The sequence below is a fragment of the Exiguobacterium aurantiacum genome (assembly GCF_001766415.1).
GTDB classification, from domain to species: Bacteria; Bacillota; Bacilli; order Exiguobacteriales; family Exiguobacteriaceae; genus Exiguobacterium; species Exiguobacterium aurantiacum_A.
In genome coordinates this window covers 194,796-209,703 of the sequence record NZ_MKXO01000004.1, presented here as the reverse complement: position 1 = coordinate 209,703, position 14,908 = coordinate 194,796, and the positions used below count along the sequence as shown (strand labels likewise).

The 14,908-nt window shown below is 53.0% G+C and carries 17 protein-coding genes; 5 read left to right on the top strand and 12 right to left on the bottom strand.

Annotated features, from left to right (window positions below; all coding sequences use genetic code 11):
* Positions 1–189: 189 nt before the first annotated feature.
* A complete protein-coding gene (locus BJU60_RS10165) occupies positions 190–426 on the bottom strand; it encodes a YuzB family protein (protein WP_035386187.1) in 237 nt (78 codons plus the stop codon).
* 96 nt (positions 427–522) lie between these two features.
* Between BJU60_RS10165 and BJU60_RS10160 the strand changes: the two genes are divergently transcribed.
* Together BJU60_RS10160 and BJU60_RS10155 are read left to right on the top strand one after the other, a co-directional pair.
* Positions 523–1,578, top strand: coding sequence for an NAD(P)/FAD-dependent oxidoreductase (locus BJU60_RS10160; RefSeq protein WP_070328759.1), 1,056 nt, complete (start codon positions 523–525; stop codon positions 1,576–1,578).
* Positions 1,579–1,827: 249 nt separating this feature from the next.
* On the top strand, positions 1,828–3,258 hold the full coding sequence (locus BJU60_RS10155) for a S8 family peptidase (RefSeq protein WP_070328758.1): 1,431 nt from the start codon (positions 1,828–1,830) through the stop codon (positions 3,256–3,258).
* 56 nt (positions 3,259–3,314) lie between these two features.
* On the opposite strand, the gene BJU60_RS10150 is transcribed toward BJU60_RS10155, so the two are convergent.
* On the bottom strand, positions 3,315–3,602 hold the full coding sequence (locus BJU60_RS10150) for a DUF1462 family protein (protein WP_070328757.1): 288 nt from the start codon (positions 3,600–3,602) through the stop codon (positions 3,315–3,317).
* Positions 3,603–3,728: 126 nt separating this feature from the next.
* Between BJU60_RS10150 and BJU60_RS10145 the strand changes: the two genes are divergently transcribed.
* A complete protein-coding gene (locus BJU60_RS10145; protein ID WP_016509169.1) occupies positions 3,729–3,956 on the top strand; it encodes a NifU family protein in 228 nt (75 codons plus the stop codon).
* A gap of 32 nt (positions 3,957–3,988) precedes the next feature.
* On the opposite strand, the gene BJU60_RS10140 is transcribed toward BJU60_RS10145, so the two are convergent.
* Together BJU60_RS10140 and BJU60_RS10135 are read right to left on the bottom strand one after the other, a co-directional pair.
* On the bottom strand, positions 3,989–4,759 hold the full coding sequence (locus BJU60_RS10140) for a TIGR01457 family HAD-type hydrolase (protein ID WP_070328756.1): 771 nt from the start codon (positions 4,757–4,759) through the stop codon (positions 3,989–3,991).
* Positions 4,760–4,763: 4 nt separating this feature from the next.
* Positions 4,764–5,207 (bottom strand): DUF86 domain-containing protein, encoded by a 444-nt coding sequence (locus BJU60_RS10135; protein WP_070328796.1) that lies wholly within the window; start codon positions 5,205–5,207, stop codon positions 4,764–4,766.
* Between the two features lie 158 nt (positions 5,208–5,365).
* Here BJU60_RS10135 and glpX point away from each other — a divergent pair, with 158 nt between their 5' ends.
* The gene (gene glpX, locus BJU60_RS10130; RefSeq protein ID WP_070328755.1) at positions 5,366–6,346 is read left to right on the top strand and encodes a class II fructose-bisphosphatase; all 981 of its coding nucleotides are present in this window, start codon (positions 5,366–5,368) and stop codon (positions 6,344–6,346) included.
* A gap of 36 nt (positions 6,347–6,382) precedes the next feature.
* On the opposite strand, the gene BJU60_RS10125 is transcribed toward glpX, so the two are convergent.
* The 8 genes from BJU60_RS10125 to BJU60_RS10090 all read right to left on the bottom strand — a co-directional run bounded on the left by BJU60_RS10125 (position 6,383) and on the right by BJU60_RS10090 (position 13,402).
* A complete protein-coding gene (locus tag BJU60_RS10125; RefSeq protein WP_070328754.1) occupies positions 6,383–7,060 on the bottom strand; it encodes a DUF975 family protein in 678 nt (225 codons plus the stop codon).
* A gap of 102 nt (positions 7,061–7,162) precedes the next feature.
* Complete coding sequence (locus BJU60_RS10120) at positions 7,163–7,468, bottom strand: hypothetical protein (protein WP_016509162.1); 306 nt, start codon at positions 7,466–7,468, stop codon at positions 7,163–7,165.
* Between the two features lie 156 nt (positions 7,469–7,624).
* Complete coding sequence (locus tag BJU60_RS10115) at positions 7,625–8,005, bottom strand: YutD family protein (RefSeq protein WP_035386184.1); 381 nt, start codon at positions 8,003–8,005, stop codon at positions 7,625–7,627.
* Between the two features lie 47 nt (positions 8,006–8,052).
* Entirely contained in the window at positions 8,053–9,399 is a 1,347-nt protein-coding gene (locus BJU60_RS10110; RefSeq protein ID WP_070328753.1) for a bifunctional metallophosphatase/5'-nucleotidase, read from the bottom strand.
* Between the two features lie 9 nt (positions 9,400–9,408).
* Positions 9,409–10,254, bottom strand: a complete 846-nt coding sequence (locus BJU60_RS10105) for a DUF72 domain-containing protein (RefSeq protein WP_070328752.1) — start codon at positions 10,252–10,254, stop codon at positions 9,409–9,411.
* A gap of 17 nt (positions 10,255–10,271) precedes the next feature.
* On the bottom strand, positions 10,272–11,453 hold the full coding sequence (locus BJU60_RS10100; RefSeq protein WP_070328751.1) for an MFS transporter: 1,182 nt from the start codon (positions 11,451–11,453) through the stop codon (positions 10,272–10,274).
* A gap of 110 nt (positions 11,454–11,563) precedes the next feature.
* On the bottom strand, positions 11,564–12,883 hold the full coding sequence (brnQ, locus tag BJU60_RS10095; RefSeq protein WP_070328750.1) for a branched-chain amino acid transport system II carrier protein: 1,320 nt from the start codon (positions 12,881–12,883) through the stop codon (positions 11,564–11,566).
* A 246-nt stretch (positions 12,884–13,129) separates the two neighbouring features.
* A complete protein-coding gene (locus BJU60_RS10090) occupies positions 13,130–13,402 on the bottom strand; it encodes an acylphosphatase (RefSeq protein ID WP_070328749.1) in 273 nt (90 codons plus the stop codon).
* A gap of 93 nt (positions 13,403–13,495) precedes the next feature.
* Here BJU60_RS10090 and BJU60_RS10085 point away from each other — a divergent pair, with 93 nt between their 5' ends.
* The gene (locus BJU60_RS10085; RefSeq protein WP_070328748.1) at positions 13,496–14,878 is read left to right on the top strand and encodes an alanine/glycine:cation symporter family protein; all 1,383 of its coding nucleotides are present in this window, start codon (positions 13,496–13,498) and stop codon (positions 14,876–14,878) included.
* Positions 14,879–14,908 lie beyond the last annotated feature (30 nt).

The window sequence follows — 14,908 nt, the reverse complement described above, 5'->3', positions numbered from 1 at the left end:
CTCCTTTCATATTGAAAAACCGACGATTGTGTTATACCCGAATCGAGATGTGCCCTACCGTTTGAAACGCTTTCTTTTTATGTTGTTAAACGTCAGACAACCTACATTCGAACCTCTTAGAATATACCAAACCGTTTTAAAAAAAGCAACGGGTCAAAAAGAAAAAAGTTTGAGAAATCTCAAACTTTTTTACCAGGCCATCTCTTCGATTTTTTCATACACGTTCGTGACGAGTTGCTCCGGCGTCTCCCCGATCACGACTTCTCCGTCGACGAGACAGAACAAGTCGAGCGAGCAGACCCCACAGTAGCCGGTACAGCCATATTCGACGACGTCTAGGTCAGGATCGGACTCTAGTTTTGCCCGGGCGATCTGTGAACCCATCGCTAAGTTCGAGGCACAAAACTCGATGATCGGATTCATCATTTTTTTCACCGTCTTTCTTCCCCTATTGCGGGAAAATGGTTCTTCTACGAGGTATTATATCATGGTACAGTTAGAGAGTAACAAAGGGGGATTTTTATGCGCAAATTAGTCGTCTTAGGAGGCGGTTACGGGGGTATGCGTGTAATCGAACGCGTCCTCGGCCATCAGCTGAAGGACGTATCGATCACATTAATCGACCGTCTACCTTATCACGGATTAAAAACAGAGTATTATGCACTAGCCGCAGGAACGGTATCCGATCGTGACATCCGTGTCGATTTCCCGGAAGAAGTCGACTACATATACGGGCAAGTCACCGACATCGATACGACCGACAAGATGGTGTTGCTCGCAAGCGGGGAAAAGGTGCCGTACGACGACCTCGTCATCGGCTTAGGCTGCGAGGACAAATACCATAACGTGCCCGGCGCCGCCGAGTTCACGTACAGTATCCAAACGTTAGAAGAGTCACGCAAGACGCAACAAGCGATCAACGGCTTGTCGCCCGGTTCGATCGTCTCGATCGTCGGGGCCGGGCTATCTGGTGTCGAGCTCGCGAGCGAACTCCGGGAGAGCCGTCCCGATCTGACCGTCCGATTGTTCGACCGTGGCCCTTCCGTCCTGTCCTTTTTATCGAGCCGTGTCTCGATGTACGTTCAATCGTGGTTTGAAGAGCATGGCGTTGAAGTCATCAACAATGCCAACATCGTCCGGGTCGACCCAGACGGTCTGTGGAACCACGAACAACACTTTGTCGCTGACTTGACGGTCTGGACGGCCGGGATCCAACCGGTCGCTGTCGTCCGGAACCAAGGCTGGGAGCTCGATGGGGGCGGCCGCGTGAAACTGACACCGCATCACTACGTCCCTGATTTGCCTGACGTCTTCGTCGTCGGTGACAACGCCAGCCTCCCGTACGCACCTTCAGGTCAACTCGCCGAGGCACAAGCCGAACAGATCGTCCAAGTGCTGCTCTGCAAGTGGAAAGGCGTGGCTTATCCTGAGTTGCCGGATATTAAACTCCGAGGCACGCTCGGGTCGCTCGGGAAGAAGGCTGGCTTCGGCGTCTTCATGGGGAAACAGTCGCTGACTGGGAAAGTGGCTCGACTTCTCAAGTCCGGTATTCTATGGAAACATAAAGTCATCAAATAATACGACCGAATCGCGACATGGCTACCTTGCCATCTCGCGATTTTTTTATGTGATGACAGCCGCTTACCCGTTCATACTTCTTTTCCTTGCGCCAAAAGTCTTGTATCTCTGTGCCCGATACACTTGTCTAAATTTTCAGATTATTGATTCGATTGACATATTCTACCCGATGGAAAAACTTGTTACTCTATGAGCACGGCAGTTCGACATCATGTCATCTCGCCTACATAATCCAAAGGGGGAAATCCATTGAAGAAGATCTGTAGCACCGTCCTCGCCTCGCTTCTCGTCTTGTCAACCGTCCCACAAGCAGTAGACGCCAGTCCTGACAAGGAAAAAGAACGTGTCATCGTCGTGTTCAAACAGTCGGCGAAGAAAATCCCGCTCTCGATTGAAGGCATGGAAGTCAATCAGCAATACGCCAACATCCCGGCTGCTGCCATCGAAGTGCCGAAAGCAGCGCTGAACGGATTGAAAAACAATCCGAACGTCGCCCACATCGAAGTCGATCAGACGGTACAAATTGAGAATCAAACCCAAGACTGGGGAATTCCAAAACTGAAAGCACCCTCGGCTTGGCAGAACGGCTTCACCGGAAAAGGTATTAAAGTATCCGTCGTCGATACCGGAATCTCAGCGCATCCTGACTTGACGATTGCAGGTGGAGCGTCATTTAGCAGTGTGACGAGTTCATATGCCGATGACAACGGACACGGCACGCACGTCGCCGGGATCATCGCGGCACGTGACAACGGTATCGGAACGGTCGGGATCGCCCACGAGGCAAGTATTTACGCCGTCAAAGCGCTCGAGGCGAACGGCAGCGGTAGCCTGTCGAGCATCATCGCCGGTATCGACTGGTCGATTTCGAATCAAATGGATATCATCAACTTGAGCCTCGGAACGACGAGTCCTTCGACGACGCTCCAACAAGTCGTCGACCGGGCGAACAATTCAGGCATTCTCGTCGTCGCAGCGGCTGGTAACAACGGCCGAGCCGACGGCAGCGGCGACCTCGTCAACTACCCGGCGCGCTACAGCTCGGCCATCGCGGTCGCGGCGACGGACATCAACAACAATCGCGCTTCGTTCTCCGCTACTGGCAGTACAGTCGAAGTCGCGGCTCCAGGTGTGAACATCAACTCGACACTCTCAAGCGGCGGCTACGGTCAATTGAGCGGGACGTCGATGGCGACACCATACGTCGCCGGGAACTTAGCGCTCATGAAACAAGCGTACCCGACGCTCTCATCTTCACAGCTCCGGACGCGTCTGTCACAAGATACAATCGACCTCGGCACGGCAGGTCGCGATACACTATTCGGCAACGGACTCGTTCAAGCGCCAACGTCAGGCGGCACGTCACAACCGGTTCAAGCGCTCGCGGCGACTGTATCGACGTCTAAGTCGACATACTACGCTGGTGAAGTTGTATCAATCTCATCGACGGTACGTGACGCGAACGGTCAAGCGGTCGCGAACGCGGACGTTCGTGTGACGGTGACACAACCTTACGGCTCGACGCTCACAGGGACAGGTAAAACGAACTCAAGCGGAGCGATCACGTTCACGCTCTCGACCGGTTCTTCTTCACAACGAGGGACGTACCAAGTGAAAGCGGATGCGACGCTCTCAGGATACACGGCAAGTTCAGCGACGACGTCGTTCCAACTTCGCTAAATCGAAAAGAAGGTTGAACGAATGTGTATTCGCTCAACCTTCTTTTATGATGTCGTTCACTTCTGGTCAATCGCCGTATATACTTTACGCAACTGGACGACACCTTCGTCGATGACTTCCCCGTTCAAGAGGACGAGCGGGTAAAACCATTCGTCTTGCTTGATCGCCTCGGCGATCTCATCGTCCGCTTGCTCGAAGTCGATGTATTCGAACTCGAACTTGCGCTCCGGATATTTCCGGGCGAGCGCACTTTGTAACCATTCATATGTCTCGACCGAGCTCGGTGCCCCGACACAGCTCGCACACTGTACTTCTGCCCCGTATACCGTGATTTTCATCGTCATTCCCCCTATCCATTTCTATTATACAAAAATCACGCAGCGCCCTTGTCACAAAACGCTCAGCGTTAAAGATTGAGAAACAATCTCAAACTTGCTAGAATGGAATAGAACCAGAAAGGGGTAGATACCATGGAAATGTTTGATCAAGTCCAAGAAGTACTCGATAAATTACGCCCGTTCTTGCTTCGCGACGGCGGTGACGTCGAACTCGTTGATGTAGATGAAGGCATCGTCAAACTTCGTTTGATGGGTGCATGCGGCAGCTGCCCGTCTTCAACAATCACTTTGAAAGCCGGAATTGAGCGCGCGCTCATTGAAGAAGTACCTGGCATCGTCGAAGTCGAACAAGTATTCTAAACAAAAAGGGAGACAAGCGTCATCCCTTTTTTTCATGCATGTGTCCATTCGTCCAAGCTCTCGACCATATAGGTCGGGAGCTTTTCTTGTTCTTGGATGAACGCCGGACCGTGAACGCCTGAATTGACGTGCAGCGTCCGTAGCCCTCCGTTGATCCCAAACAAGATGTCCGTATGGTAGTTGTCCCCGACCATGACGACCTCGTCTTTCGTCAGACCGATCATCTCGAGGGCGATGTCGATCATGACCGGCTCCGGCTTGCCGATGAAGAACGGGTCTTTTTCCGTCGTCACCGTGAGCACGGACGTGAGCGCCCCGTTGCCCGGTAAAAAGCCGCGCTCGGTCGGGATGGCGATATCTCCGTTCGTCGAGATGAAGCGGGCGCCGGACCGAATCGCGAGCGCACCTTTCGCCAATTTCTCGTACGTGATGTGGCGGTCGAGCCCGATGACGACGTAGTCGGCTTTCGGTTCGTCCGTCACATGGAAGCCACGCTCTTCAAGCGCGATCCGGAGACCGTCTTCCCCGATCATATAAACGGTCGCCCCTGGTGTCATCTTCTCGATATAACGGGCCGTTGCCATCGCACTCGTCAAGACGTGCTCGGGCGTCACGTGGACACCCATCGACACGAGCTTATCCGCGACTTGTTTCGGCGTCATCGAGGCGTTGTTCGTGACGAACAAGTACGGGAAGCCCGTCGCCTCGAGCCGGTTCACGAAGTCGACCGCTGCTTTGATCGGCTCGGTGCCCGCATAGATCGTTCCATCTAAATCAAATAAGTATCCTTTAATTAAATTCATCTAATCACTCGCTTTCCGGTAAAAATGCTGATACTGGTCCAAGTTCCACTTCTAAATAGCGGCGGACTTGCTCGGGAAATGCTGCGAACGTCTCTTTTTGACGCTCCGTCCAGGCGTCAAAGCGAGCCGAATCCGACGTGACGAACTCCCGGACGTAATAGGCACGCATCATGACGAGCTCTTTCGCCGCTTGAGCCGTCTGGGCGTCGAGCACGCGCTCGTCCAATAAAATGTCGACGATATCTTCATAGCTCCCCGGATCGCGCATAATGAAGCCGTCGATCATCGAGTTGCCGACATCGATGACGCCTTCCATCAAATGCACGGCCAAACGCTCTTTCGCAAGTTCAAGTGTGAACGCGTCCCCTTCGAGCTGATCGATCCGATGCAACATCGTTTCCATGTGGGCCAGCGTCTCATTGATTTTTTCTCTATTTACAAAATACATCGTCATCCCCCCTGCCCCTTATCATAATCTTTTTTCCGACTCGAGAAAAGAATCTCCCCTATTTACATCATTTATCCGATTGTGATACACTAATCCACGGATTAACACTTTAATTAGTATGTCACATTAAATAGAAATCACGTGGAGGGTTCAACACTATGGAACGAGAATTAGCGTTAGAGATCGTACGAGCAACCGAGGCAGCGGCACTGGCATCATCAAAATGGATTGGTCGCGGCCAAAAGAACGAGGCCGATGACGCGGCGACGTCAGCGATGCGCGAAGTGCTCGGTACGGTCAATATGGATGCGACTGTCGTGATTGGTGAAGGCGAATTAGACGAGGCGCCGATGCTTTACATCGGCGAACGCCTCGGTACGACGTTCGGGCCGGAAGTCGATATCGCGGTCGACCCGCTCGAAGGGACATCGATCGTCGCCAAAGGACTCGGCGACGCCATGGTCGTCATCGCAGTCGCCGATAAAGGCGCTCTCCTCCACGCACCTGATATGTATATGGATAAACTTGTCGTCGGACCGAACCTGAAAGGGAAAGTCTCGCTCGACGAACCGCTCGAGTCGATCATCGAGAAAGCCGCGCTCTATAACGGCAAGCGTATCGAAGAAGTGACCGTCATCATGCAAGACCGCGATCGCCACGAACATCTCCGTCAAGCGGCGATGCGTATGGGCGCACGCGTCAAACTGTTCGATGACGGCGATGTCTCGGCCGGGATCGCCGCAGCCATCAAATCGAACCCGATCGACATCTTCATCTCGACAGGCGGCGCACCAGAAGGCGTCATCACGGCAGCAGCCGTCAAGGCGCTCGGCGGCGATATGCAAGCCCGCCTTCACCCGATGAACGAAGAAGAGACGGCCCGCGTCATCTCGATGGGCATCGAGGACCCGCTCCAACTCCTCACGATCGACGATCTCGTCAAGAGTGACGATTGCATCTTTGCCGCGACCGGTGTCACGACAGGTGAACTGCTCGACGGCGTCAAGTTCTTGACGGACGATATCGTCGAGACGACGTCGCTCGTCATGCGTTCGAAGACGAAGACGATCCGCAAAGTCGTCGCTGAACACACGTTGTCGTTGAAGCCGTACCTGAACAAACAACAAGTCGAAGCATGACAAAACCTCCGCTCAAAATTTGAGCGGAGGTTTTTTTTAGAAGCCTTGTTCCATATCAGGCGTACCGACGTGGTTCGTGCGTGGCTGATCTGCTCCTCGAAGCGAGTCATAGAACGCGGCGTACGTCGTCGAGAAGTACGGATATACGTACAAGAAGCCGATTCCGAGCGTAAGAACGCCGACGAAGAACCAACCGATGAACGAAAGGACGAGCTTGAACGCGTCCATCTTGTGACCGTCCATCATCCGGCGCGACTCGGTAATTGCCTCGAGAGCCGACAGTTCCGGCTGATCACGTAAAATATAGTTCGTGAGCGAGTACGAGAACGCTTTGACGATTCCTGGGATCACGAGTAACAATGCCCATAAGAAGATGAACAACCCTACGAAGAACGGAGCGAGCACGTGCTTCACATAGCCGGTTTGGAACGGTTCAAATAATTTCGAAACGGCCGGCTTGTCGCCGCGTGACACGGAGAGGACGAGCCATGACCATCCGATCGTGAGCGGTGCGATCAACAACGTCAGAAGGAACGATAAGAACGATAACGTCATCTCGGTCGACGTCAATGGCTCCATTGACTCTGCGTCAATCGTAGGTGCGAACGATTGGGGAATCCCGTTCAAGACAACGAACAAAATCAAAATCCCGGCGAGCAGCCAGCGATTACCTGTCAACATTTTTTGTGCGTGTTGTTTCCATTGTGCTGTCATAGTATCCATCCTTTGTTTGTGTTCTTTCCTTAGTGTACGTCATTGGCCGGCAGAAGGTTTCAAAAAACACGAAAACAGGGGAAAGGTTTCTCCTTTCCCCTGTTAATATAAGATATTGCCCATAAAAAACTGCGACATCGATAGAATAAATAAGAGCACACCTGTAGCGACAACAGTCAGTGAGATCGCTTTAAATAACCGGCTTTTTAGAAATGCATTCCGATACTCGAACCGGCGAACGAGCAAGACATGGACCAACTCAAACAAAAGGACCGCGGCTGTGAAATAGAATGTCATGATACTACCTAACCCGAAGAACAGCATCGCCAGTAAGCCCAATCCTAAGTTATGGATTCGGTTATGGACGTCATCGCGATCGCCGACGGTCGTCGTTTGTACGTGTTGCATCCTTCCACCTCACTTCCAAAACCCGAACAGAAAAAGTTATCTTATATATAAATTATCACAATTTTCTTATCCCTAAACCTGTCACACCGTCTTTTCACCTAAACGAAACATCTAGGAAATATATGTAATAAAAAAAGCGCTGATGTCATCAGCGCGTCATGAACCGGTCGAAGTTTCAGCTTCTTCCGCTTTATTGAATTTTCGTTTTAGTTTGAGCGGTTGTTTCGTTCCGCCGAACACAGGACCGTCTTCACTTTCATCAATCTCTGTCTCTTTCTTCAGGACGAAGAACGGACAACCAAAGTTACAATACTCATACACATAGTCCATCACATGATCGATTCGATTATCGTACGTGGCAAACTTCGACTTCACTTCATAAAATCCTTTGAGACGAAGTTGACCATGTCCCCAATCTCCGACGATGTAATCATATTTATCGAGCACATCACTATAACGAGCGATGAATGCCTCTTCGTCAAACCCGTCGCGTTTCTCTTCGATGACGGTATATCCATGGTGATTCACTCTAATCATTTTCACACCTCCACTTTCCTATCATATCACGCCCGTCGGCAGTTCCCCTATCGTTTTCGGATCACATCATGACGCGCCATGATCGTTTCACGCAGCACGTCACGCAGAAGTTCCGGCATGTAGTAACGCTTCGGCTGGTCCGCCAAATACGGCAGGAGCGGACCGAACGTGAACATGTCGACCGTGGCGACACGATACGTCTGTTCAAGACCAATCTCGTTGCCGCGAAGCAAGTAGCGCCCTTGTTTCAATTCAAGACCGTGGACGATCGGTTGTCCGAGCACCGTCCCGCGAAAGCCGAGCCCACGCACGTGCATCGTCGTGAACGGCTCATCATGAACATCGCTCAAGAAACGAAGCAACGTTGCGCCGTCGAGTGTCAACAGGCATGGATTGATCGGGTGCGGACAGATGCGATGGAGCATATTGAGCGTGACTTGTCCGGGTGCCAACCCTTCAAGCAGGATGCCCGATGGAAGGATGCTTACTTCGGCATCACACCAGTCCATTAATCCGTCCGCCAACAATTCCGCAATCGGAGATGGTCCGAACCAATCGCTCACATAGCCTGGCGTGGCGGCAATCGTCACGTCAAGCAAACTCTCAGCTTGTTCATACTCGAACCGCAACGCCCGTAGCGTGTCGTCGTCCTGAACGTGATCTGTCAAGTCATGGAGACACGCCTTCTTCTCTACGACTTGGCCGTCCCGAAGCGTCAACTCGACTTCTCCGACGTATTGCCCGTACTTCCCGGCCTGGGCGATCAATACCCCGTTCTTCATGACGCCGTCGTCCAACACGTGATGCGTATGCGCCCCGAGGATGACATCGATGGCCGGGAACGCTTCGGCGAGTCGTTCGTCGGCATAGAAACCGAGGTGACTGAGCGCGATGATGACGTCACATCCTTTGAGTTCCTCGAGTGCCCGAGCAGTCGCCGTCAGCGGTGACTCAATTTGCCAACCGAGTTCAGGATACAGCTCTTCATACGGTGCGGTCACGCCGAACAGACCGACACGCACACCGGATCGCTCGAGGACGAGCGTCTCCGTCGCCCAGTCCGGTCGCGTCCCGTCCGCTTGATAGACGTTCGCGAGCAAGACGGGGAACGTCGCATCCTCATAGAGCGAATCGAGCCAGTCGTGCGGAAACGTGATGCCTTCGTTGTTGCCGATCGTCACGGCCGTCGGATTGAGCCGATTGAGCAAGCGGACGTTCACTTGCCCTTTCGTCACTTCCGTCGCCGGGTGTGTTCGATCGGCATGATCGCCGAGGTCGAAGACGAGCGTGTCCTCGTGTCGGCGTTCGGTCAAAAAGGAGACAAGTTGGGGCCAATTATGAAATTTTGAATGCAAGTCATTGTAATGAAAGATTTTAATCGTACGCACGGCCATCCCCTCTTCCTAAAACAGGCTGATTTGGCTCGGGGCGAGCTCATACTCGGCACCGAGAATCTCAATCAAACGTTTTGCGTTCGGTGCCGCATCCCCGGCCGAGTTGTTGTTGAAATAGACGTAGACCGACTTGGCATCTCGTTCGAGTGCCCGGCACGCCGTCGCAAGTTCTTGCAGTTCATCCTCACTGTATCGATACAAGCAGCGGACGTGACGCCACTCTTGGCTCGTCATCCCGGGTTTGCGGAGCCACCCGGCCGTATTGCGGCCGTGCAGACGGACGACTGCGACTTCCGGGTTTGTGACGACCGGGACGAACGGGATGCTGCTCTCTTTCGTCTGCGGTTCGTCGCACACCGTGTTGATGAAGTGTTGCTCGGTCAAGAACGCGAGCGTCCGGTCGCGAAATGCTTCCGAGAACCACGTCGGGTTCCGAAACTCGACGGCGATGTCATAGTCGATCAGCTCCGCTCGAATCGTCCGCAAATAGTCGAGATGCGGCTTCGAGACGTCGAACCACGGCGGGAGTTGGACGAGGACGGCCCGAAGTTTCCCCGCCTGTTTGAGCGGCTCGACCGATGTCCGGTAGCGCTCGAACAGTTCGGCGAGCGGCAGCTTCGGTTCACGGTCGTGACCGCTCATTTCCCTGGAAACTTTGACGACGAACTGAAAGCCGTCCGGCGTCTCACGATTCCATTTCTCATAGTTTTTCACCGGTTGGATCGCATAGAACGACGAGTCGACCTCCACCGTCGGAAAGTGGCCGGCGTATGTCGACAGTTTGTGCTTCCGCTCTTCCGGCGTCGTATAGAGCAGGTCGTGGTCTCCCCAACCGGTCACACCGACATAAATCATCGTGTTCCCTCCTCACATTATTGTTCGAACGATGTCTCCGCGTTTCGCTTCGACCAATTGAGTGTCCCGCTAAACGTCACGAGCAACAAGACAAGTCCCATAATGAACGGATAGCGCATGTCGATATCGAAGGCGATCCCGGCAAGCGTCGGTCCGACGATATTGCCGATACTCATATAGGCGTTGTTCATCCCCATCGCGAAGCCTTGTTCCTTATCCGCCATCTTCGACACGAGCGTATTCAACACCGGACGAAGAATCGAGGTCGACAAGAAGATGATGAGCGTGATCGCGAAGAAGATCGCATACGATCCCGCGAACAGCGAGAACAAGAAACCGAGTGCCGCGAGCATAATGAAGATGAGCACGACTTTGATCTCACCGAAGAGCGAGACGAGTCGGTCGACGGCAAACAGCTGAACGATGACACTGACGATCCCCGTACCTGTGATCATGACGGCAATTTCTTGCGGCGTCGCACTGAACGTCTCACTGACGAACAATCCGAGCACCGACTCGTATGCCATGAGCCCAAACGCCATGACCAAGTTGATGACGAGCACGAAGAAGTACGGCTTTCGAGTCGACGACAAGAGTTGCCGTGGCAGCGATTCGGTCTCGTTCGTCCGGACGTAAGCTTCCCGATCCGGTTCTTTCAATAGAATGATCGATGAGATGACGGCGACGAATGAGACGATCGCCGACAAAAGCAGCGGTGCCTTCAGCCCGAACTCGGCGACGAAGCCCCCGATCCCTGGTCCGATGACGATCCCGAGCGACATTGCCGCGGAAATATAGCTATTTCCTTTCGCCCGTTGTTTGAGCGTCGTAATGTCGGCCACGTAAGCAAAGATGGCTGGAATGAGCAATGCGGCCCCGACTCCGCCGATGGCGCGCGAGATCAGTAAGACCGTCAAATTGTCCGATAAGTAAAAGACTGCCATCGAGATGGTGAACCCGATGAGCCCTGAAATGATCATCAGTCGGCGACCGTAGACGTCCGCCCATTTCCCCGCGATCGGTGACATGAGCAACTGCGCCCCGGCAAAGACCGAAATCATCAGTCCGGCGGCGGTACCGCCTTCGCCAATCATTTTTAAATAGTCGGGAATGATTGGAATGATAATCCCGAATCCTGCTACGGCGATGAACATGTTCAGCATGAGAATCGCCAATTGTTTCTTTTGTTTTGTCGTCAACGCACGTCACTTCCTTTTCATCTATTCATTTTACTTGTTGATGAATGGAATGAGCAAACGATAAGACAGCAAAACACCCATCCTGGACCAGAGGATGGGTGTCGTTGTGATTATGAGATGCGTGACTCAGCGAGTGACCCGCTCGACCGCTGTTTCGGTAAGAACAGTGTGACGACATAAACGATCAACGTCGGAACTGCCCAGGCGAGCCCGATCTCAGCCATCGGTAAGTTCGTGATCCATGCAGTCACGGCTGTTGGAGCCAAGCCTTGTGCCGTCTCGAACAACGAGAACACGAGCGCCGTGTAAACGGTCGCCTTCATCGCGACGTGCGGGTTACGTTGAATCCGTTCCGTGACCGAAACGAGCACGAGTGCGATCATGACCGGGTACAAGAGCGTGAGCAACGGTATCGCGATTTCAATCAACGTACCGAGGCCGACGAGTGAGATCAAGTAACCGAATAACGTTGTCCCGATGACAACTTGGTAGTACTTGAGCGACTCGAACGTGTTACTCATGAACCGTGAGAACTCGGTGATGAGTCCGACCGCTGTCGTCAAACAAGCAAGGAAGACCGCTGCCCCGAGTGCGAGCATGCCGACTTGACCGAACGATGTACCGGCAAACGTTTGAAGGAGGCTTGCTCCGTCAGTAGTTCCCGTGATACCCGTCATGTTCGCTCCGATCGATGCGAGCGAGATGTAGACGAGCATCAAACACGTGACGGCAAGCAATCCCGATGTCCGGAGAAGCGATGACGCTTCTTTTTGATCCGACATCCCGTTCGCTTTAAGCGTGACGAGAACGATTGCACCAAAGACGAGTGCCCCGAATACGTCCATCGTCAAGTAACCTTGTTTAAAGCCTTCACCGAGTGCCCCGAGCCACGTCTCATACCCTGCTGCTGGCGCGGCCGGTGAGCCGAGTGGAGCCACAAGGTTTGTGATCCCGATGCCAGCGAGCAAGACGAGGAGGATCGGTGTGATGATCCGTCCGATGATCTCGATCAATTTTTGAGCGCGGAGCGTCAAAAGGAACGTCAAGCCGAAAAAGACAGTTGAACTGATGGCGAGTGTGAACGTTGACGGCGCACCGAGGAACGGCACGACTCCCATCTCATACGTGACCGCTGCCGTCCGAGGAATCCCGAAGAACGGTCCGATTGCCACGTACATTAATCCCGTCAAAAGAAGAGCAAGACGCTTCGGAATGTACCTTGCGATTTGATCAGACCCTCCACCGACCCGCGCGACTGCGAACAAGGCGAGTAAAGGAAGTCCGACGCCGGTAATGACGAATCCGACTAGGGCTGGGAACAGGTTCTCACCTGCCAACGCTCCTAGCATCGGTGGGAACAGCAAGTTCCCGGCTCCGAAGAATAATGCGAAAATCGTAAACGCTAACGGGAATAATGTTGATTTTTTCATACAACTACCTCCACATACATTGTAGTACCTTCCGTGTTGAACAAATTCCGACTAAATGACTAAATTTTCTGACAATAAAGCGCTTGGTCTATTCCATTATACACACTATCCTTTTTTTGACCACCCTATCTTTAAAAAAGATGTTTATTTTTCTGAGAAGTAGATTTTCATATAAAAAAAGCTCCCTCTTTTTACAGCAGGAGCCTACTTGTCAACCGAATTCATGTCATCTTTTCAAAAAAATAGTCAATAGCGGATATCGAATTTACGGTATGATGCTTCCGCGATATCCGTTTCTTCGATCTGTTCGACGCCGACGAACCGATTGCCGTCATAGAGCGCTCGTTTGAACGATGCATAGTCGGCCTCGTCCCCTTCGACATGGAGCTCGACCGTACCATCGCTCAAATTCCGGACCCATCCCTTTAGATTCGATTCGATTGCGGTCGCTTGACAAAAATAGCGAAAGCCGACCCCTTGGACGCGTCCTGAGACGATCAATTGTTTAGCCAGTTTCATGCGCATTCTCCTCCTTCATATGAAATAACAGGTTTAGCGAGACGCTGCTTAGGTAAAACTATATAAATAAAATACTGGATTAGGAGTGGTGATGTGGAACAGATTGTGAATATCGTGACGTCGTTTTCGAATTGGCTATGGGGAGTCCCAATCATCTCCCTGCTCGTGTTATCAGGTCTTTACTTGACCATCAAATTAGGATTCTTCCAATTCCGATACCCGCTCTACATAGTTCAACAAACGTTAGGAAGCGTCTTTAAAAAACCGAAAGGCGAAGGCGACATCAGTCCTCGCCAGGCGTTGACGTCGGCGTTATCGTCGACGATTGGTGCCGCCAACATCATCGGTGTCCCGGCCGCGATCATGTTCGGGGGACCGGGCGCCATTTTCTGGATGTGGGTCATCGCCGTCGTCGGGATGGCCATCAAATTCTCAGAAAGTGTCCTCGCCGTCCGTTACCGCGAGAAAAATGAAGCCGGGGAATTTGTCGGCGGTCCGGTCTACTACATGGCCAAAGGGCTGAAGTGGAAATGGCTCGCCTCCTGGTTCGCGTTCGCCCTCATGATCGAGCTCATCCCGAGCATCATGGTCCAAGGCAACGCCGTCAGCTCGGCCGTCCGTGAGACGTTCAACGGCGATACGCTCGTCACCGGCTTTATCGTCGCCGGCCTCGTCGCGCTCGTCGTCTTTGGAGGCATGAAACGGATCGCTAAAGTGACGGAGATCATCGTCCCGGCGATGGCACTCGTGTACGTCGGGGCCGGGTTCATCATCGTCTTGATGAACTTCTCGCAAATCCCTGACGTTCTCGGTCTCATCTTCTCGTACGCGTTCCAACCGATGGCCGCGCTCGGCGGATTTGCCGGGGCCGCCATCGCCGAGACGATCCGTTGGGGCTTCGCCCGCGGACTCTACTCGAACGAGGCCGGTCTTGGGACGGCACCGATCGCGCACGCGGCCGCCCAGACCGATCATCCGGTCCGCCAAGGTTTCTGGGCCGTCATCGGGATCGTCATCGACACGCTCATCATCTGTAGCACGACCGCGTTCGTCGTCTTGTCGTCTGGCGTTTGGACGCGTGAAGGCGCGATGAGCGACCCGGCCGCCCTCACGACGATCGCTTTCCGTGAATACTTCGGGTATACGGGTAGCTTGCTCGTGACGATCTCACTCATCTTCTTCGTCTTGTCGACGATCATCGTCATCATCTTTTATGGTTCACGCCAAGCCGAGTACTTGTTCGGTTTAACGGCCGGTAAAGTGATGAAAGTCGTCTATATCGCCTCGATCGTCATCGGTTCGATCGGTGGCGCCCAGATGATTTGGAACTTCCTTGACTTCATGCTCGCGATGATCCTTATCCCGAACATGATCGCCGTATTGATGCTAAGCGGTGAAGTGAAGCGACTGACGACTGAATTCTTCTCGTCTGAAAAATACTACAAGAAAGACGTCGCCGAGAAAAAGGCGTCGTAACAACGAACCCGGCTGCAAGGGCAGCCGGGT